This is a genomic window from Kosakonia sp. HypNH10, from assembly GCF_029850615.1.
GTDB classification, from domain to species: Bacteria; Pseudomonadota; Gammaproteobacteria; order Enterobacterales; family Enterobacteriaceae; genus Kosakonia; species Kosakonia cowanii.
In genome coordinates, this window is the sequence record NZ_JAOTIU010000007.1 from 62254 (window position 1) to 80707 (window position 18454).

The window sequence follows — 18454 nt, forward strand, 5'->3', positions numbered from 1 at the left end:
TCCCATACTTTATTTCCAGCAAAAGATCCCCGCAATCTTTATCTCTCGATAATCATCATTTTGATTAATCATAAACATAGCTAAATAGCAGTCCCACTCAGAAATTATTTAATAACCGTTCACTTACCCGGCGCGCAGTGCTTTCCCCTCCTCGCCTGCCCGCTTCACGGGTCGGTTTAAATGCAGATGCATGACCGGGCTCAGGCCGCGCCGGGGCTGGTGCGGGCGGGCATGAGGCAGGCGCAGAAATAAATGCAGTTAAATGCAGGGTATGCATGCACGGTATTTTTTTAATTATTTATGGATTTTTCGGCTATTTTTCATGGGCGGGAGGGTGCGCCCGGCAGGGGATGACCGGGGCGCATTTTTCGGGGAATTATGGCTGCTGGCAGTCGGTGCGCGATGCTTTATCAGGCCTGATGCCGACGGCATTCAGCACCGCGCAGCCGTCAGGGTTAATCCCGTTACCGGCGGCCAGCCACGATGCGAGCGCATCGCGCAGGTGATGCGTTGCCCGGTCGAGCGCCCGGTGTTGCAGGTGCGCCGGGAGGCTGCGGATATGTATCAGCTCCGGGGCAAGAATGGCGGCCAGCTCTGCGCCGTGCTGATGCATGAAGCCATCAAGCCGGTGGCGGATACTGAGCGCCTGGACGGTCTCATGGGCGCGGATATACTGCCGTGCGGCCTGCCGGGTTTCCTCCGGGGCACCAGGCATCTCCCGGCGGCTCAGCCACACGGCACGGTGGTGCAGGCAGGCCTCTGCGGCCTGCGTCAGCGTCAGGCTGTTGGTCATGGTCTCTCTCCTGCGGTTAAAAGCGCCACGGCGTTTTCCGGCATGGCGGGCTGACGTATCACCCCGTCGAGCGTCTCGGAGGTGCGGAACGTGGCCGAGCATTCAAGGCTGGTGCACTGGTGATAGCGCTGCTTGAGGTTCTCCGACACATACCGGCTGGTACGGGTATGTGCGGGTTGCTTGCAGTACGGGCAGTGAAACATGGCTCAGCTCTCCGCCTGCTTTTTCCGGGCGGCCAGCTCCGCGGCAAGCTGCATACGTCTGGCAGGGCTTTTATAGAGCGTCATGTCCACGCCGGTCAGCGGCGGGCGGTGCAGGCCGAGCTGAGAGATTACCGGCTCATTGTCCATGTCGAAGGTATAGAACTGTGCCTGTAAGGCAACATGCTGTTGCAGCTCCTCAGCCAGGACGTCACCCGGACGTGGCTCACCTTTCAGCTCCAGCTCACGCAGGCGCAGACGGTAAGCGCGTACCAGCGCCGGGCTGATGGTGTCCATCGCTTCTGTCCAGGCCGCCTGTGCGCAGACGGTAAGTGCGGTCGCATGCTCATCGACATACTGTCTGCCGGTCGCACACGCCTCAAGCATGGCACGGGATTTGTCTGTTTCCAGTTCGGCAATCAGGCCGGTGAACTCCTCTGCCAGCTCGCGCCCGGCCATGCGGCGGCCGTGTTCGGCTTTCAGCTCCGGTGTCATGGCTCCGCCCAGGCTGCGCAGGCGGGTACGCCAGCTTTTGTCAGCCTCCGCGCTTTCCTCAAGCGCAGTCTGCCGTTCCTTTTCGCTGCGGGTGATGGCTGCATTGATGTCGTTCAGCGTCATCATGCTGCCGGTGTGGGCGGCTTTCGCCTCTGTAAAGCGGGAGAGCGCTTCACTCACGGCGGCGGCATTCTTCTGCGCAGCCTTTTCAGTGGTGACCGCAACGGCATTCTCGATAAGGGCGCGGTCAGGGGCAGGCCGGGTGCTGGCAACGGTTTTCATCAGGGCGGTGATAATTTCAGTTTTCATGGCGGGCTCTCTCTTTTCAGTGTGAGGGCATTCTGCCGTGGCCTGCACAACATCACGAGCTGTTGCTGTTGTGGCCGGGATGGTACAGAAAGCTGCTGAAAAAACCGGCTCGCCAGAAAGAGGTCGCAGGAAAACCCCTCTCCCTGTTTGTTTTTCTGTGTTTAACTCTTCACACTGTTCACTAAGAATATAAAAAGTAAGTAATACAGTAAGTTAAGGGGTGAACAGTTGAAGGTCTGACTGTTCACCCACTGTTCACCACTGTTCACCGGCTGTTTTTGGGGACATTTACGCCATTTATACTTTATTGCCATAAAAGATAGGTTATCTATAACCATAGATAATTAGAAATGTGCCAGATTGTTATCAGGAAATGCCAGAGTTTGTCAGCGTTTGCCACTGTTTGCCATTTGCATGTTAACAAATTGTTAAGAAAAGAGTGACAGCAAAATAACCTGTTGCTCCCGCTGAAAATATTCACAAAATAGAGCGCTACCTGACGCCGGAAAGACATGACCGGCACCACACGGACTTTATGAGGTAGCCCGATGCACACCGCTTTTTCTTCCCCGATTTCCGCCCCTGCCGCCCCGCTAATGCCGGGGACTGAGCACGCTCAGGAGCGCTTTCTGCGCCTGCCCGAGGTGATGCACCTGTGCGGTCTGTCGCGCTCCACTGTTTACGATCTCATCAGCCGGAATGCCTTTCCGCAGCAGGTCTCCCTCGGAGGTAAAAATGTCGCCTGGCTGCACAGCGAAGTCACAGCCTGGATGACTGCCCGTATAGCCGACCGTAACCGGGGCTGTGACGCATGATGATGATCGCCCTGCAAAAACTGCCTTTTCCTGGCTTGCTTCTTCTGGCCGTTTCCAGGTATAGTTTTCCCGCTGCCGCAAAATCGGCTGCCGGGATTGGCGTCCCGTATACAACATTGGTGACACCAGACGCGTCACGCGTCTTTTTTTGTGTCTATGCCTTAGTGCATCCATTTTTGGTTCGAAGGTTCTTCCACCTTTGGATCTATAGAGTAATGGTGGCTCAGGCGGGGGCTTCTTATGAAGCGCCGGTTTCCAATGTTGCCGGTTACGCCAACCCCGTCTGGGCTACCACCAGTGAAATTGGCGTTTCCGGTGGTAGCGTTAAAACGCAAACATTGGAGGCTGCCACCATGGCTACCCACCTCACCCTGTCACACCCGCAGTTTGTCTACGTCTTCGCAGCCGTTCGCCGCGCAGACCGCACCCCCCGTATCTGTATGCTCCGCACCGTTGCCGGTGACGAGCGCGCTGCACGCCGCTCCCTTGTCCGGGATTACATTATCGCCTTTGCCGGGCGTCTGCCGGTGGCGGAGGTGTGCGCGTGAAAGACCTGACCCTGACCCTCACCCGCGATGAGCTTGCGTGCCTGGAGCACCTGCGTAACGTCGGCCAGTTCGTGAATGCCATGACGCTGTTAAATGACAGCGTGACGGTCAGCCGGGAACCGGCGCACCAGGCGCAGCTCTCCTCCGTGATTTACCTCATGACCACCCAGCTTGACGGCGTGGTGGAGCGCTGCATGCAGCGCTGGCTCAGTGAGGAGGTCGGCGTATGAAAACCCCGTTAACACCCGTTCTGCGCGCCGCGCTTTACCGCCGCGCCGTGGCCTGTGCCTGGCTGACCGTGTGCCATCGTCAGCACCGCTACCCGCACCTCACCCTCGATGCACTGGAGTCGGCCATTGCCGCCGAGCTGGAGGGCTTCTACCTGCGCCAGCACGGCGAGGAGAAAGGCCGCCTGATTGCCTGTGCCCTGCTGGAAGATTTAATGGATGCCGGTCCCCTGAAAGCCGCCCCGTCGCTGTCCTTTCTCGGTCTGGCCGTGATGGATGAACTCTGCGCCCGCCATATCAGCGTGCCTGTCCTGCACTGAGGAAAACACCAATGAAAATGAACGTAACGGACACCGTTAACATGGCGTGCGGCCACTGGCCGCGCATTCTCCCGGCGCTGGGCGTCCCGGTCATCAGAAACCGGCATCAGGCCTGCCCCGTCTGTGGCGGCTCTGACCGCTTCCGTTTTGACGACAAGGAGGGGCGCGGAACGTGGTTCTGTAACCAGTGCGGCGCGGGTGACGGGCTGAAACTGGTTGAAAAGGTGTTCGGTGTGACCCCGTCCGAGGCCGCCGGGAAGGTGAATGCCGTGACCGGCACCCTGCCGCCGGTTGCCCCGGCAGCCACCGCGACCGCAGACACCGGAACGGACGCCGCGCGAAAAGCGGCGGCCGCACGGGCGGCTGAGCTCGTGGCATCAGCCCGCCCGGCCACCGGCAACGCCTACCTGACCCGCAAGGGACTGGCTGAGCGCGAATGCCTGACCCTCGCCACCACGCACAAAACCGGGGGCGTGAGCTACCGCGCCGGGGATGTGGTTGTCCCCCTGCATGACGACACCGGGGCACTGGTTAACGTCCAGCTCATTAACGCTGACGGGGAAAAGCGCACCCTGAAAGGCGGGGCGGTGAAAGGCGCATGCCACATCATCGAAGGCCAGAAACAGGCGGGAAAACGCCTGTGGATAGCGGAGGGGTACGCGACCGCGCTGACCGTACATCACCTGACCGGCGAGACCGTGATGGTGGCGCTCTCGTCCGTGAACCTCCTTTCCCTGGCGAGCCTTGCCCGCCGCCAGCACCCGGCCTGTCAGATTATTCTCGCCGCCGACCGTGACCTGAGCGGAGACGGTCAGGCCAAAGCCGCAGCGGCCGCAGACGCCTGCAACGGGGTGGTTGCGCTGCCACCGGTGTTCGGGGACTGGAATGATGCCTTTACCCTGAACGGGGAGGACGCCACGCGCCGCGCAGTTTACGACGCCATCCGCCCGCCGGTTGCAAGTCCGTTCGACACCATGAGCGAGGCGGAATTTACCGCCATGAGCACCAGTGAGAAGGCCATACGGGTGCATGAGCATTACGGCGAGGCGCTGGCAGTGGATGCGAACGGCCAGCTCCTGTCCCGGTATGAAAACGGTATCTGGAAGGTGATACCGCCCTCAGACTTTGCCCGCGACGTGGCCGGGCTGTTTCAGCGCCTGCGCGCCCCCTTCTCCTCGGGACGCATTGCATCGGTGGTGGAGACCCTGAAACTGATTATCCCGCAGCAGGAGGCACCGGCGCGGCGTCTGATTGGTTTCCGTAACGGGGTGCTGGACACAAAAACCGGCACGTTCAGCCCGCACAGCAAATCGCACTGGCTGCGTACCCTGTGCGACGTGGATTTCACCCCGCCGGTGGCGGGCGAAACGCTGGCATCCCATGCCCCGCATTTCTGGCAGTGGCTCGACCGGGCTGCCGGTGGCAGTGCCGACAAACGCGATGTGATACTGGCCGCGCTGTTTATGGTGCTGGCGAACCGCTATGACTGGCAGCTCTTCCTCGAAGTGACCGGGCCAGGCGGAAGCGGCAAGAGTATTCTGGCCGAGGTTGCGACCATGCTCGCAGGCGAGGACAACGCCACCTCGGCGACCATCGAGACGCTGGAATCACCCCGCGAGCGCGCCGCCCTGATTGGCTTTTCGCTCATCCGCCTGCCTGACCAGGAGAAATGGAGCGGGGACGGGGCAGGACTCAAGGCCATCACCGGGGGCGATGCGGTGTCGGTTGATCCGAAATACCGCGACGCCTATTCCACGCATATTCCGGCGGTGATTCTGGCCGTGAACAACAACCCGATGCGCTTCACCGACCGCAGCGGTGGCGTGTCCCGTCGCCGGGTGATAATCCACTTCCCGGAGCAGATAGCCCCGGCGGAGCGCGACCCGCACCTGAAGGACAAAATCGCCCGCGAGCTGGCGGTCATTGTGCGCCAGCTCATGCAGCGGTTCAGCGACCCGATGAGCGCCCGCACGCTGCTCCAGTCGCAGCAGAACTCAGACGAGGCACTGAGCATCAAGCGCGATGCCGATCCGGCCTTTGATTTCTGCGGCTATCTGGAGGCACTGCCTGACGCTAACGGCATGTATATGGGTAATGCGAACATTATTCCACGCCAACCGAGGCTTTATCTGTATCACGCCTATCTGGTGTACATGGAGGCGCACGGCTACAAGAACACCCTGAGCCTGACGATGTTCGGTAAGGGATTGCCAACCATGCTGAAAGAGTACGGCCTGAATTATGACAAGCGCAGGACGAATCAGGGCATGCAGACTAACCTGACGCTGAAAGAGGAAAGCAACGGCGACTGGCTGCCGAAATGTGACGAACCCGCAATGTAATAACCACCACAGACCGGCGATTGCCGGTCTTTTTTACTTATACACCGGTCAGAGTGAGCAGTTTTCCTAGAGAATCCTTTTTACCCTCGAAAGTTGTCAGGTCGCTCAGTGCCAGAAGCGGACGTTGCTAACACTTGAATGTAATAATACACTGGGAAAAGACCATAGGTTTGCGTATCTTTCAGAAACTTGCGCCCTTTGACCCTCGGGCTTTATGAGGTTATCAGCTCCTTAATACGGACACAGTAACCTTCGCCACCTAACACAATGCTATATTTATAGCTGGTTCGTTTAGCGGAGAATTTATGGATTCGGGCGAGGTTGATAATGAAAAAATACTGGAACTGATTGGTAGCATTGCCCGCAGGCTCCTCAGCCAGAAAGGCATAGTACGGAAGGATAACCTGATAAATGCACTGGAGTTTCTCAGCAAAAGCACCTCTGAACCGCGTGTGCGGGAAAACAGCATAAGGGCAATTAAGATGCTGAGTGACCGGGAACATTGATTTAGTAAGGCAGAACGTACCCGGTGTAGTAAAGATGCCTGAGCACTATCAGTGCCCGTAACTCTGATGGCTAGGAAATTCGCGGGATAACAGCTTTATTTCAGCCCCAAAATTACCCGAACAAAGGGCTGTGGCAAGAAGTCTGATGGTCTGCCGGATTGCTTCTTTAATAACTTCACGACGGGCAGCCTCTGTCTCCACCTCAAGCATCTGTTTCAGTTGTCGGGCCAGGGTGCGCGCGCTGACGTCATCATCGCCCTCAAGCAGCGTTAATATGGCTTCGCCAATAACGATATTGATTTCTTTTTCACTCCTGAACATATCAACCATCCTGTTGCCTGGCGGTAAAAGTCCGTCGCGGCGGACAAGCATTATTGCTTTTGAGTGGTCATTGCCTTTGTCTGATTTTCAGGTGCAGCACTGACCTGGCTGAAAATGTGAAATCATATCTGCCCTGAGTGTAACAGAGTGAGACCAGCCTGCCAGAATTTTAAACAGCACGGCTACGTCTTTCATTCAGGCTCTATCGGGATGGTGATGATTCTTAAATTATCGTGCGTATGTTTCTGATTAAGGATCTTTTGTGCCAGAAGCTGACGTTACTAAGCCCGCACTGCATTATTTGTGGGCGCAGATTTGAGGGGCAAACGTGCACGAATTGCAGTGGTTAAAACTGCCGAAACAGTTTAATCGCAGATGCAAATCAAAAGTTGCAGCATAACCAACATCATCTTGCCCTTTATCATGTGAAAACATTAAAACTCTGTAGACTCAATTCACCGCCGCCTTACCTACACCAGAAAGGTAGCGGTTATTGGCGGATTAAAAAACATGAATCGCTCGGATGGCTCCTGCGAATCAATATTCTGACTTCAAGCTGATACTAATCAAAGGCCACTCATTGTGGCCTTTTCTCAACAATAGGGATGCCTATGAAAAATGTTATGGTGTTCTTCAATCGGCAGCAAGTAGTGGTTGTCAGGGTTGAAGATGGCACTACCACAATACTCCGCGAATACCCGAATGGTGAGGAAACTCATCTTAAGATTAGGTATGCGGGAGTTCATTCGCTAACTGGCGATCATATTGAGTTTTGTGTAGCCTCAGACAGAGAAATTACATCAAATGAAATCGTCGAAGCTGCAAACAAAATTTTGAAATAGCTCGAGCTTGCTATTTTCTCAAATAAAAAAGCCTTCTAAACGAAGGCAAACTTGAGATACGGGATTGGTTCTTGTTTTCAATTCCCTCAATTCTCTCTGAAGGTGTGGCTCATCCATAAGCCATTCCCTAGGTCGGGTTGCGCACCATTTAAGATGCCTGCTAAGTATGGTCTACAAACCATTTACAACAAGCGTAAGCGGAAGACTAATACAAAAATTTTTATTAACGGCAGAGGAAAGACTATTACTGCATTACAACAGGCATTCACTGTGTGTCTGTGATAATGACAGGAAAAATCTGTCAAGCCTCTGTTCCGGCTTGACACCAGATGTCCTGCGAACGAGGCGACGGCATCGGCATCGGCAGTGTGCGCATTGCAACCCACTCCCGATTTACCAGTGGTGTGAGGGATTATTTCTGAGCGCACTCATGGAAGATAACCTATGATTTATAAAAGGTTGGGTGTGAAAAAGGAGTACATATGAAACCTGAAGAACTGGAGCGTAAAGCTGAGCAAGAAATTTCTGCTCTTATTACTAAAAAAATCACTGAGCTACGGAATAAAACAGGCAAGGAAGTTTCTGAGATCGAGTTAATCCCGAGTGAGACCATGTCCGGTCTTGAGGGGTATAAAGTAAAAATAAAGCTTATGTAAAACAAATAGGTCGCTTAGGCGGCCATTTTTATTGCTCTGACCTGCTCCCCATTGATTCGCACGGAATGCTGGTAGCAACGTCCGCTGTTCGCTCACAGCAGACTATAACGTTTGCATCTATAAGCCTGTGGCGGTGAATAGTAGAGTGTTCACTGTTCACTGAGCATTCACACGCTAACACTATGAAAATAAATTAAAAAAACACTTAGTGAACACTATGAACAGTAAAACACAAAAAAACTTTTTTCCAGGCAGTGTTGATAGCTAAAAATGATAAAGATTAAGAGTAATCGACGGCTTTAGACAGGCAAGATAGCAATGAAATTCAATAATTGGTACACGTTTAGGTATACAATTGAAAGTTTAATTCATTAAAAACAAATTAATTCAATCAATTAGCGAACTGATTCAGACTCCGCCAGCGCAGCCACTGCGAGTGCCCCCAAAACCAGGTCCACATCTCGCTATGGCGATAGCGCTCCTCCAGGCTGAAGGTTTCATGCTGGTCGAAGCGCAGAAAGCCGAGACAGAGATCCTCCTCTTCCCAGCGCTGGTTGGGCAGTAACCAGTGCGAAACGCTGATTGGGTTGGTGTTTACCGTACAGCCGCGATAGCGCAGGCTTTTTACCAGTTCATCCACCAGCTTTTTCATCTCGGTAGATCGAAAGTAGGTGATGTTGAGCGTGGCGGGCAGCAGCGCCTGGGCGGGTGCCTCTTTCAGTGGCTTTAACCACTCCGGTAGCGGTACCAGCGTCTCTTCCCGCTCCATCAGCGCGCGGGCGAGGGAGTGCGCAATCTGGCGGATCACCGCCTGCTGCGCCAGGTTCAAGCGGCCGCGCCGTTGATTAAAGGTGACATAGTAAAACGCATCGCTGCTTTCACGAGTCACCGTCGGTTCCGGGGTTAATTGTGAGCGGGGCGTATCGAGGCGCACCAGCGCTGGCGAAGGTGTGGCGGCCAGCGGCGTGTTGTAGACGATCTCGCTCGCCTGCGGCATTTCACCATGCCAGCCGGGCGCGCGGGTGAGGATCATCTGCGCATCGGAATGGCTACCAAGCCGAAAAGGCCCGAGGCCCACCACGCCATTTTCCGGGTGCGACAGGGCATAAACCGGGCTTGCCAGCCGATAGAGCAGCATCGCGTCCGGCTGATTAAGGTGCATGATCAACACATAATCCTGCACGATGACATCCGTAACGTGGGGCAAGCCAGGCCCGCCCGCATAACGCTGAAGGGTGGTCTGAAGCTGTGCAGGCTTGAGCGGCTCGCCGTTGTGCCACACCAGCCCGCGGCGCAGCATAAAGTGCCAGCTCAACCCATCTTCACTGACGCGAATAGTGTGCGCGAGACAGGGAACCGGCTCAGCCTGCTCCGGCAGATGGCGCGTCAGCCCGGCATGCACCATCTGTAGAATATGCCGCCCGGCGCGATCGGTATGAATAGAGGGTACGGGTGCCTGTAGCGGGCGATAGAAAGAGATGTGGTAGTGAAAGCCATCGCTGGAGTAACACGCCCCCTGATTTACCGGCACGCTTTTCGCCTCAGCCGCAGGGGTATTGCTGCCAAGCATATTCTCCAGCGCCGCTACGCTCATCTGGCACTGCAACACGCCGAGCGCGCCGCGCCCGGGTCTGGAGCGCCAGATAAGCCACCCCTCCTCCTGCATCTCTTGCAGCAGGGAACGCGCATAGCGTGCCGTGCAGGCTAAAGTGTCGGCGATTTGCGCCAGGGATAACTCATGCCGGTGCGTACTGTATTTCGCCAGCAGCCGATTATAACGGCGCAGCAGGCTACCCTTCTCAATAGCGGAGTAATAAACCATTGGTTATTCACCATGATAAACAGCTGACGACAGGGGATTCGATACGATGGAGAGTGCAGTAGTGAATATAGCATATTAGATAAATCTTATGATTCTGCCCGCCCGCCGCGCGGTCATATGAGATTTTTCACTTTTTTTTCGCTGCCCGCGAAACCTTTTCCTCTGCGCCAGCGAACTGTAGATGAACGCACACTTAACGTTGACCTGGAGCGCATGATGACCCCGATGAAAAAACTCTTTTTGAGCCTCTCTGCCGCAGCCCTGCTGAATGTTGCCAGCGCACAGGCGGCGCTGCCCACCGGTTCGCAGGCCCCCGATTTCCAGTTGCAGGGCGCGCTGGCGGGAAAACCGCTCACCTTCTCACTCAAGCAAGCGCTGCAAAAAGGGCCGGTGGTGCTCTACTTCTTCCCGGCGGCATTCAGTAAAGGGTGCACCATTGAAGCCCACGCTTTTGCCGAAGCGACGGATGATTTTAAGAAGCTCGGTGCAACGGTGATTGGCGTCACCGCTGGTAACACCGATCAGGTAGATGCCTTCTCTAAAGAGGAGTGCCGCGATAAATTTACCGTTGCTGCCGACCCGGGCGCGAAAGTGGCGGCGCAGTACGACACATTGATGGAGATGAAGGGCAAAACCCTCTCCGATCGCACCTCTTACGTTATCGCGCCGGACGGCAAGATCCTGCTGAGCTACACTGACAGAAACCCGGAAACGCATATCCAGAAAACGATGGACGCGGTGAAACAGTATGCGAAAAACCATTCGTAACTAACCCTTTTTCCGGCAGAGAATCACTATGTTAACCGCCATGCTCGCCGCCTTCGCAGGCGGCATTATTCTCAACTTTATGCCCTGCGTGTTTCCGATTATCTCGCTGAAAGCGCTGGGCCTGCTGCGCCATACCGGGGATGCGGGGCAGACCCGCCGCGAAGGGCTGGGGTTTTTACTCGGTACGGTGGCGACCATGCTGATCCTCGCCGGTATCCTGCTTGCGCTGCGCGCTGGCGGCAGCGCCGTTGGCTGGGGCTTCCAGCTACAGTCGCCGCTGGTTATCGCCGCACTGGCGCTGATTGTGCTGGCGGCGGCGCTTAACCTGCTCGGCGTGTTTGAAGTGGGCCTCTCCGCGCAGCGGGCCGGGGAGATCCAGATCGAACGCGGGGCGTTTATCCGCGCGGCGCTGACCGGCGCGCTCTCAATTATTGTCGCAACGCCCTGCGCCGCGCCGTTTATGGCGGGTGCCATTGGCTATGCGCTGGTGCAGCCGCCCGCTGTCGCGCTGGCGATCTTCTTCGCCCTCGCGCTCGGTTTTGCCGCACCGTTTAGCCTGATTTCGCTGTTCCCCGCTCTCGGCAAATGGCTGCCGCGACCCGGCGCGTGGATGAACATCCTGAAACGCGGGCTGGCCTTTCCGATGTTTGGTGCCTTCGGCTGGCTGGTGTGGGTGCTGGCGCAGCAGGCGGGCACCACGGCGCTGGCGGCGATCATTGCCGCCTCGGTGGTGGTGAGCTTCGCCGCCTGGCTCTATGGCATGGCGCAGCAGCGCCGCTTCGCCGGGCGTGGCCATAAAGGGTTGTTCGCCGCCACCGCACTGCTGATCATCGCCGCCATTGCGCCTTTGCCAACGGTGGTGAACAACGGCGCGGCGCTGGCTTCGTCGCAGGTGGAGGAGACCAGCTGGTCGCCGCAAAAAGTGGCGGAGAATCGCGGCCACGGGAAAGCGATTTTCGTCAACTTCACCGCCTCCTGGTGCATCACCTGCCAGGTGAATGAGAAGACTTCGCTCTCAACCCAGGCGGTCAAAACGGCGCTGGCGAAGAGCGGCACGCTCTATATGGTGGCGGACTCGACGAAATTTAATGCCGATATTGATGACGCGCTCAATGAGCTGGGCCAGGGCAGCCTGCCGCTCTATGTTGTCTACCCGGCGGATGGCGGCGCGCCGACCATTCTGCCGCAGGTGTTAACACCGACGATTGTGGTCAATGCCCTTAACGCAGCGAGCGGCAAAAAAACCTAAGGCGGATGATGGAAAAAGCGGAGGCAGCGCGGGAAGAGTGGCCGCATCTGATGGCGCAGGCGCAGGCTGGCGACAGCCAGGCCTACACCCGCCTGCTTAAAGCGCTGGTGCCGGTTGTCCGCACGCTTGCGCGTAAGCAGGTAGCCGATGATGAACTGGTCGAGGATGTGATTCAGGATGTGCTGCTGACCCTGCACCGGGTTCGCCACACCTACGATCCCGCCGCCCCCTTTTTACCGTGGCTGATGGCGATTGCCCATGCCCGCACGGTGGATGCGCTGCGAAAACGCGGCCGCCATCAACAGCGGGAAGTGGCGGACGAACTACTGCCGGAGCCGGTCGCCGCTGCTCAGCCCATCCTGCATGAAGAGGAACTGGCGACGCTGCTCGCCCAGCTACCCGCACGCCAGCGCGAGGTGATTGAGCATTTTCACCTGCGCGAAATGAGCCTTGCTGAAACCGCGACGCGGCACAACCTGACGGTCTCCGCCGTCAAATCGCTGCTGCACCGCGCCCTGAATAATCTTCGTCGGTTAGGAGCCCTTCATGGCCGATCATGAGTGGTTAATTGAGAAACTTGGCCGTTCGGCAGAGCCGGTAAAACGGCCCTGGCGCAGCGGCTGGCGGGTGGCAAGCTGGCTTGCTGTGGCGCTGCCATGCGGGGTGATAGTCAGCCTGCTGTTAAACAGAACACAGACCGACTGGTCGCACGCAGGCGCTGCGTGGGCGATGCTGCAACTACTGCTCACCTTTGCTACCGGCACGCTGGCGATCCGCAACGCCTTTCTGCTCAGCATTGCCGGGCAGCGCCCGCTTGGCTGGGGCTGGTTTGCGCCGCTGGTCAGCCTCTGGCTGGCGACAACGTTTTTGAATCTCCATCTGCATCGCGTTCCGGCAAGCGGCATAGTTGAGGGGCCAAACTGCTACCTCTTTATGCTGGCGGTGAGCGTGCCGATGGCGGCAATAGTGGTTGGCTACCTGCGCCGCACCCGCACGCTCTTTCCCGCCCGCAGCCTTGGCGCGGCGGGTGCAGGGGTCGCCTGTATGGCGCTGACCCTGCTCTCGCTCTGCCACCCGACGCACATCAGCGCAGCAGATCTGCTGATGCATATCGCCGCGGTGAGCACCATTGTGCTGCTCACCGTGGTGCTTGGTTACCGCTGGGTTTCCCTGCCGTAACCGTCACTTTTTCGGGAAGATCCACAGCTGATCGGCAGGCAGCACCACGCGGTAGTTTTGCGCCGCGCGCGACTGCGTTCCGTAAACACGCACCACATAGTCATCAACCGGCGTGCGGAAGAGATACTCCCAGCGGTCGCCCAGATACATGCTGGTGAGCATCGGCAGATCCAGCGAGTTATCCTGCGGCGTCTCGGTCAGCCGCAGGCTCTCCACGCGGATCACCGCCGTCGCCTCCTGCCCTGCGCTAACGCCCGGCCCGGCCACGCCCCACAGTGCCCACTGCGCCCCTTCGATACGCGCCCGGCCGTTAGAGACTTCCGTCACCTTGCCATGCAGGCGGTTGTTGCTGCCCATAAACTCGGCGGTAAAGAGTGTTGAAGGCTTGCTGTACATCTCCTGCGGCGTGCCCTGCTGCTCAATCACCCCATTGTTGAGCAGCAAAATGCGGTCGGAAATCGCCATCGCCTCATTCTGGTCGTGAGTCACCATCAGCGCCGACAGCCCGAGCTTGACGATCAACTCACGCAGGAAGACGCGCGCCTCTTCGCGCAGCTTGGCGTCGAGGTTGGAGAGCGGTTCATCGAGCAGGATCACCGGCGGGTTATAGACCAGCGCGCGGCCAATGGCGACGCGCTGCTGCTGACCGCCCGAAAGCTGATGCGGGTGGCGCTGGCCGAGTGCGCCGAGGCCAAGCTGATCGAGCACGCTCTGCACCCGCTGGCTAATCTCATGAGCGGCGATTTTGCGCAGCTTCAGCGGATAGGCGACATTCTCAAACACGGTTTTGTGCGGCCACAGGGCGTAGGACTGGAACACCAGCCCGAGATTGCGTTCTTCCGCCGGCACTTCGCTGCGCGGTGTGCCATCGTAAACCACATTTTTGCCAATGGTGATACGGCCCTGGGTGGGCTTCTCCAGCCCGGCGACGGCGCGCAGCAACGTGGTTTTCCCGCTGCCGGAGGGGCCAAGCAGGGAGACCACTTCGCCACGTTTGAGATCCATCGACACGCCCTTTAATACCGGGTTGTCGCCGTAGGTCAGGTGTAAGTTCTCTACCGTTAGCTCAATCATGTAATTTCACTCCAAAACGCAGGGCCACACCAAGACCGATGACCACCAGCAAAATATTGATAAACGAGAGGGCCGCGACAATATCGATAGCGCCTGCTGCCCACAGCGACACCAGCATCGAGCCGATGGTTTCCGTGCCGGGCGAGAGCAGATACACCCCGGTGGAGTATTCGCGCTCAAAGATCAAAAACATCAGCAGCCAGGAGCCGATCAGGCCATAGCGCGACAGCGGCACCGTCACATGACGGGTCACCTGCCCCGGTGTTGCACCGGTGCTGCGCGCCGCCTCTTCCAGCTCCGGCCCCACTTGCAGTAGGGTTGAAGAGATAAGGCGCAGGCCATAGGCCATCCACACCACGGTGTAGGCCAGCCAGACGCTGAAGATGGTGTTGCGCAGCGAGCGCAGCCAGACAATCAGGTTGTCACGCAGCCACTCAGAGACCGGCAGTCCCGACAGCCAGCCGTTTTTCAGGGATTGATCGAGCCACATCGGTAAGAAGAGGAAGACCCACAAAAAGGCGAGACCGGCGAGCAGCCCCGGCACCGCGCGCGGTACCAGCACGCTGTAGTCGAGGAAACGGGTAACGTTATCCTGCTTGCGGTGCATCGCGATGCCGACAAACAGATAGCAGATCACCGCCAGCGCGCCGCCGAAGACGCCTATCGCCATTGAGTTAACGATCGCCCGCAGCAAGTTCGGCTGCTGCCAGATATTGCGGAAGGTCTCCAGCGAGACGTTATCCCACAGCGGCACGCCAACCCCCCAGTGGGAGATAAAGGCGCGCAGCACCACGCCGAGCAGCGGCACACCGATAGTGACAGTCAGCCACGCCACCACTACTGCACCCGCCACCCAGCGCCATTTGCCCAGCGGCAGCGCGCGTGCCTGCGACGCTTTGCCTTTCATGGTGACAAAGCGGTTGGCGGTGCGCATTAAGCGCCGTTGCAGCATCACCAGCGGAATGGTGATGCAGATCAGCACCACCGCCACGGCGGCCATCAGGTGGTAAGAAGGGGTGCCGAGCTTGTTGGTCAACTTATAGAGATAGGTGGCCAGCACCATGTTGCCTTCAGGATCGCCAAGCACCAGCATCAGGCCGAACACCTCCAGCCCGAGGAAAAAGAGCAGTACGCAGGCATAAAGGATTGAGGGGCGCACCATCGGCAGGCTGACGGAGGTCATCACCTGTAAAGGCGAGGCCCCCACCGTGCGCGCGGCCTCCTCGACATCTGAGCCAACGCTGCGCAGCGCCGACGAGATATAGAGATAGGCGTGCGGGACGTGCGTTAGCCCGGCGATCACCACGATGCTGAACATCGAGTAGATGTTCCACGGCACAAAGCCGAGCAGTTGCTGCGCCCACTGCGACAGGAAGCCCACCGGCCCGGCGGAGACGACATAGCCAAAGCCAAGCACCATCGGCGAGACGAAAATGGGCACCAGGATCAGCGGCTCAATAAAGCGCCGCCCCGGCAGGTCGGTACGCACCATCAAGAAGGCGAGAATGCCGCCGAGCGGAATGGCAATAAACACCAGCCCAAAGGCGAGAATAAAGCCGGACTTTAAGGCGAGGTAAAAATCGGGGTCGGTGAAGATAAAGGCGAAGGATTCGAGGCTCAGCTCCTTACTGCGGGAGAAGAAAGGCGCTGAAAGAAAACTCTGTACGACGATAAATAATAACGGAACGTAGATCACCAGGGCGGTAATCAGGACCGTTACGCCGCGCGGTAACCCTTGCCATTTTCTGCGCACGATATTCATAGAAAATCCCTGTGGTCAGAAGATGAGAGATAAAGGGTTGTGTGCGAACAGCGCCGCACACAACCGGCAACGCCTCTATTTCCCGGCGGCGGTGCGCCACTGTTTAATAAATTCGAGACGCTTTTTCGGCTCCAGATACTCAAGCAGCGACTCATCAACCGGGATCGGTTTCAGCGCATCGCCGAGCAGTTTGGTCATGCCGTCGATATCATTACTGCCTTCAATATCGTTACGCAGGGAGGGGATATCCGCCTGGCTTGCGAGAATGCTCTGCCCTTTTTCGGAGAGCACATAGTCAAACCACAATTTCGCCGCGTTGCTGTGCTCCGCTTCGGCACTGATAAAGGAGACGCGCGACAGCACCAGCACATAATCTTTCGGGTAGGAGACACCTAAGGATTTATCCGCTTTCGCGCGCGCTTCAGCATAGGAGCCGAGGATGTTGTAGCCGACCAGGTTTTCACCGGAGGAGACGCGCTCCATCATGGTGCCGGTGGAGGATTGCACCGTCAGGCCGCCTTTGGCGATATCCGCAAGATGGGTGAAATACTCTTTATCGTGTTTGCTGTCTTCAACGGCGAGCATAAAACCGAGCCCCGATTTTTCGATATCGTAGGTGGTCACTTTGCTCTTGAATTTATCGGTCTGGCTGGCAATCAGCTTCGCCAACGCGGTGTGGGAATCCGGGACGTCGCCCTGCGGGATCAGGCGTTTGTTATAGATAAAGACCACCGGCTCGTAGGTGGTGCCGTAGGCTTTATTTTTCCAGACCGCCCATTTCGGCAGTTTGCTCTGTTCAGGGGAGGCATACTCATCGGCGTACTCGGTTGCCAGCTTCAGCGCGGTGTCCATCGACGAACTCCACACTACGTCGCCGCTGCCGCCACCGGAGGCCTGCTCGCTAAGATAACGGTTATACAGCTCGGTGCTGTTCATATCGTTATATTCAACTTTGATACCGGGATATTGCGCTTCAAACCCTTTGATTAGCGGGCCAGCGGCTTTGGTGTCGGTCGTTGAGTAGACCACCACTTTGCCCTCTTTGGTGCCGGCATCGACGATTTTCTGATAATCCGCCGGGTAGCCCGCAGGGACAGCTGCGAGAGCGGCAGAGGAAAAGAGCGCCGCTACTACGCCCGCCAGTACGCTTTTTTTCATCTCCATGAACAAACCCCTATTTATCATTTTGTAAACACAAATTTAACATATAGCGCCTTAGCCACCCGATGCAACGCGATGGGGTCTTTTTTGCGGGTTTTGTGACATTGAAGGGATTTAAGCCAATTACGCCGTTATTTTACCGAGAGTTAGCTGCATTTTATTCAGAACGGCGTTTTGCTCAGGATGAAAAATGGCGAGCCAAAGAGGTAAGAGTTGTTTACGCTTTTTAACAAATCAGTCGCCGAGGATAAGGGGGCGATCGTTCGGGTAGAGCGCTATGCGTTGCGGATTTTGGGGATCGTATTTCAGCGCTACGCCGTTTCCAGGCGCGTATCGCATAAAACCATCCATATCTAACGGCCTCTCAAGACTCGCCTGAACGTCTACTCCTTCGCGTGTTTTGAATGCGAAAGTCAGCTGATAAACCGGCATTTCGCCATCAATGAGATCGGTTTTGCGGCGATGGATAATATCCGCATTCACGCCGATGCCCGTTTTGCGCACCGCAGACTCCATTCTGAACTGGCGAATGCCGGGCATTATCATCGTCCAGGCTAAACGCAGCATGCCCATCGCAACCAAAAAGAAAAAAAGGTAGGCCAGGTAGATCCATTCAAACGACATATTCTTTTCTAACCTTTATAGCCAGGGGCGTTAACGTCTGTTAATCACCCAAAATGAGTGGCTTGTCATTATCGTCCATCGCAATGCGCTTTGGGTTTTTAGGATCATATTTCAGCGTCGCGCCGTTGCCAGGGGCATAACGCATAACGCCTTCGGCATCGAGTGCTCGATCAAGTGTGGATTGAACTTTTACACCTTCCCTGGTAGTGAAACTAAAGGTAAGCCTGTAAATAGGGATATTTGCATCGAACTTACCGGTTCTGGTCCTTGAAATGATATCCGCATTAACAGCAATACCTGTTTTCCATACTTTAGATTCCACAAATATCTGCCGAATATAAGCACCAAAAGAGGAGTAAACATCTCTAACAACCAAAATAGCCATTAACACGAACAAGAGGTAAAAGAGATACATCCATCGGAATTCCATCAAAATACTCC

General features: G+C 56.7%; 22 protein-coding genes. 12 read left to right on the plus strand and 10 right to left on the minus strand.

Going from position 1 to position 18454, the window contains the following annotated elements:
• Positions 1–376: 376 nt before the first annotated feature.
• The 3 genes from N7V53_RS18285 to N7V53_RS18295 are packed head-to-tail and all read right to left on the minus strand — an operon-like array spanning position 377 to position 1797.
• Entirely contained in the window at positions 377–793 is a 417-nt protein-coding gene (locus N7V53_RS18285; protein ID WP_279794347.1) for a phage polarity suppression protein, read from the minus strand.
• Positions 790–996, minus strand: coding sequence for an ogr/Delta-like zinc finger family protein (locus tag N7V53_RS18290; protein ID WP_128483752.1), 207 nt, complete (start codon positions 994–996; stop codon positions 790–792). Before N7V53_RS18290 ends, N7V53_RS18285 begins: the two co-directional genes overlap by 4 nt.
• A 3-nt stretch (positions 997–999) precedes the next feature.
• The gene (locus tag N7V53_RS18295) at positions 1000–1797 is read right to left on the minus strand and encodes a capsid protein (RefSeq protein ID WP_279794348.1); all 798 of its coding nucleotides are present in this window, start codon (positions 1795–1797) and stop codon (positions 1000–1002) included.
• A 548-nt stretch (positions 1798–2345) separates the two neighbouring features.
• Here N7V53_RS18295 and N7V53_RS18300 point away from each other — a divergent pair.
• The 6 genes from N7V53_RS18300 to N7V53_RS18325 all read left to right on the plus strand — a co-directional run bounded on the left by N7V53_RS18300 (position 2346) and on the right by N7V53_RS18325 (position 6555).
• Positions 2346–2612: an AlpA family transcriptional regulator gene (locus tag N7V53_RS18300; protein WP_279794349.1), complete on the plus strand. Its 267-nt coding sequence runs from the start codon at positions 2346–2348 to the stop codon at positions 2610–2612.
• Positions 2609–3160 carry a host cell division inhibitor Icd-like protein gene (locus tag N7V53_RS18305; RefSeq protein ID WP_279794350.1) on the plus strand — a complete coding sequence of 184 codons (552 nt, stop codon included), beginning with the start codon at positions 2609–2611 and terminating at the stop codon, positions 3158–3160. The genes N7V53_RS18300 and N7V53_RS18305 overlap by 4 nt, the downstream gene beginning before the upstream one ends.
• On the plus strand, positions 3157–3390 hold the full coding sequence (locus N7V53_RS18310) for a hypothetical protein (protein WP_139567434.1): 234 nt from the start codon (positions 3157–3159) through the stop codon (positions 3388–3390). Before N7V53_RS18305 ends, N7V53_RS18310 begins: the two co-directional genes overlap by 4 nt.
• Positions 3387–3707: a DUF5375 domain-containing protein gene (locus N7V53_RS18315; RefSeq protein ID WP_076736647.1), complete on the plus strand. Its 321-nt coding sequence runs from the start codon at positions 3387–3389 to the stop codon at positions 3705–3707. Before N7V53_RS18310 ends, N7V53_RS18315 begins: the two co-directional genes overlap by 4 nt.
• Positions 3708–3718: 11 nt before the next feature.
• Entirely contained in the window at positions 3719–6049 is a 2331-nt protein-coding gene (locus tag N7V53_RS18320) for a primase-helicase zinc-binding domain-containing protein (protein ID WP_279794352.1), read from the plus strand.
• A gap of 305 nt (positions 6050–6354) precedes the next feature.
• The gene (locus N7V53_RS18325; protein WP_279794353.1) at positions 6355–6555 is read left to right on the plus strand and encodes a hypothetical protein; all 201 of its coding nucleotides are present in this window, start codon (positions 6355–6357) and stop codon (positions 6553–6555) included.
• Positions 6556–6603: 48 nt separating this feature from the next.
• Here N7V53_RS18325 and N7V53_RS18330 read toward each other — a convergent pair whose 3' ends face one another.
• Entirely contained in the window at positions 6604–6885 is a 282-nt protein-coding gene (locus N7V53_RS18330; RefSeq protein ID WP_279794354.1) for a hypothetical protein, read from the minus strand.
• Positions 6886–7487: 602 nt separating this feature from the next.
• Between N7V53_RS18330 and N7V53_RS18335 the strand changes: the two genes are divergently transcribed.
• Both N7V53_RS18335 and N7V53_RS18340 read left to right on the plus strand, forming a co-directional pair.
• Positions 7488–7718, plus strand: a complete 231-nt coding sequence (locus tag N7V53_RS18335; RefSeq protein WP_279794355.1) for a hypothetical protein — start codon at positions 7488–7490, stop codon at positions 7716–7718.
• A gap of 482 nt (positions 7719–8200) precedes the next feature.
• The gene (locus N7V53_RS18340; protein WP_279794356.1) at positions 8201–8374 is read left to right on the plus strand and encodes an addiction module toxin, GnsA/GnsB family; all 174 of its coding nucleotides are present in this window, start codon (positions 8201–8203) and stop codon (positions 8372–8374) included.
• A gap of 391 nt (positions 8375–8765) precedes the next feature.
• On the opposite strand, the gene N7V53_RS18345 is transcribed toward N7V53_RS18340, so the two are convergent.
• Entirely contained in the window at positions 8766–10196 is a 1431-nt protein-coding gene (locus N7V53_RS18345) for an SgrR family transcriptional regulator (RefSeq protein ID WP_279794357.1), read from the minus strand.
• A 216-nt stretch (positions 10197–10412) separates the two neighbouring features.
• Here N7V53_RS18345 and N7V53_RS18350 point away from each other — a divergent pair, with 216 nt between their 5' ends.
• Genes N7V53_RS18350 through N7V53_RS18365 form a run of 4 tightly spaced genes read left to right on the plus strand, consistent with a single transcriptional unit; the run spans position 10413 to position 13392 of the window.
• Positions 10413–10964 carry a peroxiredoxin gene (locus tag N7V53_RS18350; protein ID WP_034813523.1) on the plus strand — a complete coding sequence of 184 codons (552 nt, stop codon included), beginning with the start codon at positions 10413–10415 and terminating at the stop codon, positions 10962–10964.
• A 28-nt stretch (positions 10965–10992) separates the two neighbouring features.
• Entirely contained in the window at positions 10993–12213 is a 1221-nt protein-coding gene (locus N7V53_RS18355) for a cytochrome c biogenesis protein CcdA (RefSeq protein WP_279794358.1), read from the plus strand.
• Between the two features lie 8 nt (positions 12214–12221).
• Positions 12222–12773, plus strand: a complete 552-nt coding sequence (locus N7V53_RS18360; RefSeq protein WP_279794361.1) for a sigma-70 family RNA polymerase sigma factor — start codon at positions 12222–12224, stop codon at positions 12771–12773.
• Positions 12760–13392: a DUF1109 domain-containing protein gene (locus N7V53_RS18365; protein WP_279794362.1), complete on the plus strand. Its 633-nt coding sequence runs from the start codon at positions 12760–12762 to the stop codon at positions 13390–13392. Before N7V53_RS18360 ends, N7V53_RS18365 begins: the two co-directional genes overlap by 14 nt.
• A 3-nt stretch (positions 13393–13395) precedes the next feature.
• Here N7V53_RS18365 and N7V53_RS18370 read toward each other — a convergent pair whose 3' ends face one another.
• The 5 genes from N7V53_RS18370 to N7V53_RS18390 form a co-directional block, all read right to left on the minus strand.
• Complete coding sequence (locus N7V53_RS18370; RefSeq protein WP_023480677.1) at positions 13396–14466, minus strand: ABC transporter ATP-binding protein; 1071 nt, start codon at positions 14464–14466, stop codon at positions 13396–13398.
• Complete coding sequence (locus tag N7V53_RS18375) at positions 14459–16228, minus strand: iron ABC transporter permease (RefSeq protein WP_054803948.1); 1770 nt, start codon at positions 16226–16228, stop codon at positions 14459–14461. The genes N7V53_RS18370 and N7V53_RS18375 overlap by 8 nt, the downstream gene beginning before the upstream one ends.
• Before the next feature lie 75 nt (positions 16229–16303).
• Positions 16304–17392 carry an ABC transporter substrate-binding protein gene (locus N7V53_RS18380; RefSeq protein ID WP_023480653.1) on the minus strand — a complete coding sequence of 363 codons (1089 nt, stop codon included), beginning with the start codon at positions 17390–17392 and terminating at the stop codon, positions 16304–16306.
• Positions 17393–17623: 231 nt separating this feature from the next.
• On the minus strand, positions 17624–18013 hold the full coding sequence (locus N7V53_RS18385) for a DUF3592 domain-containing protein (RefSeq protein ID WP_279794363.1): 390 nt from the start codon (positions 18011–18013) through the stop codon (positions 17624–17626).
• A 40-nt stretch (positions 18014–18053) separates the two neighbouring features.
• Positions 18054–18443: a DUF3592 domain-containing protein gene (locus tag N7V53_RS18390; RefSeq protein ID WP_279794364.1), complete on the minus strand. Its 390-nt coding sequence runs from the start codon at positions 18441–18443 to the stop codon at positions 18054–18056.
• Between the last annotated feature and the right edge of the window lie 11 nt (positions 18444–18454).

Excerpts from the sequence above, each read along its gene's own strand:
- N7V53_RS18285 (WP_279794347.1), bottom strand. The coding sequence starts at position 793 with ATGACCAACAGCCTGACGCTGACGCAGGCCGCAGAGGCCTGCCTGCAC.
- N7V53_RS18290 (WP_128483752.1), bottom strand. The coding sequence starts at position 996 with ATGTTTCACTGCCCGTACTGCAAGCAACCCGCACATACCCGTACCAGC.
- N7V53_RS18295 (WP_279794348.1), bottom strand. The coding sequence starts at position 1,797 with ATGAAAACTGAAATTATCACCGCCCTGATGAAAACCGTTGCCAGCACC.
- N7V53_RS18300 (WP_279794349.1), top strand. The coding sequence starts at position 2,346 with ATGCACACCGCTTTTTCTTCCCCGATTTCCGCCCCTGCCGCCCCGCTA.
- N7V53_RS18305 (WP_279794350.1), top strand. The coding sequence starts at position 2,609 with ATGATGATGATCGCCCTGCAAAAACTGCCTTTTCCTGGCTTGCTTCTT.
- N7V53_RS18315 (WP_076736647.1), top strand. The coding sequence starts at position 3,387 with ATGAAAACCCCGTTAACACCCGTTCTGCGCGCCGCGCTTTACCGCCGC.
- N7V53_RS18320 (WP_279794352.1), top strand. The coding sequence starts at position 3,719 with ATGAAAATGAACGTAACGGACACCGTTAACATGGCGTGCGGCCACTGG.
- N7V53_RS18325 (WP_279794353.1), top strand. The coding sequence starts at position 6,355 with ATGGATTCGGGCGAGGTTGATAATGAAAAAATACTGGAACTGATTGGT.
- N7V53_RS18330 (WP_279794354.1), bottom strand. The coding sequence starts at position 6,885 with ATGGTTGATATGTTCAGGAGTGAAAAAGAAATCAATATCGTTATTGGC.
- N7V53_RS18335 (WP_279794355.1), top strand. The coding sequence starts at position 7,488 with ATGAAAAATGTTATGGTGTTCTTCAATCGGCAGCAAGTAGTGGTTGTC.
- N7V53_RS18340 (WP_279794356.1), top strand. The coding sequence starts at position 8,201 with ATGAAACCTGAAGAACTGGAGCGTAAAGCTGAGCAAGAAATTTCTGCT.
- N7V53_RS18345 (WP_279794357.1), bottom strand. The coding sequence starts at position 10,196 with ATGGTTTATTACTCCGCTATTGAGAAGGGTAGCCTGCTGCGCCGTTAT.
- N7V53_RS18350 (WP_034813523.1), top strand. The coding sequence starts at position 10,413 with ATGACCCCGATGAAAAAACTCTTTTTGAGCCTCTCTGCCGCAGCCCTG.
- N7V53_RS18355 (WP_279794358.1), top strand. The coding sequence starts at position 10,993 with ATGTTAACCGCCATGCTCGCCGCCTTCGCAGGCGGCATTATTCTCAAC.
- N7V53_RS18360 (WP_279794361.1), top strand. The coding sequence starts at position 12,222 with ATGGAAAAAGCGGAGGCAGCGCGGGAAGAGTGGCCGCATCTGATGGCG.
- N7V53_RS18365 (WP_279794362.1), top strand. The coding sequence starts at position 12,760 with ATGGCCGATCATGAGTGGTTAATTGAGAAACTTGGCCGTTCGGCAGAG.
- N7V53_RS18370 (WP_023480677.1), bottom strand. The coding sequence starts at position 14,466 with ATGATTGAGCTAACGGTAGAGAACTTACACCTGACCTACGGCGACAAC.
- N7V53_RS18375 (WP_054803948.1), bottom strand. The coding sequence starts at position 16,228 with ATGAATATCGTGCGCAGAAAATGGCAAGGGTTACCGCGCGGCGTAACG.
- N7V53_RS18380 (WP_023480653.1), bottom strand. The coding sequence starts at position 17,392 with ATGGAGATGAAAAAAAGCGTACTGGCGGGCGTAGTAGCGGCGCTCTTT.
- N7V53_RS18385 (WP_279794363.1), bottom strand. The coding sequence starts at position 18,013 with ATGTCGTTTGAATGGATCTACCTGGCCTACCTTTTTTTCTTTTTGGTT.
- N7V53_RS18390 (WP_279794364.1), bottom strand. The coding sequence starts at position 18,443 with ATGGAATTCCGATGGATGTATCTCTTTTACCTCTTGTTCGTGTTAATG.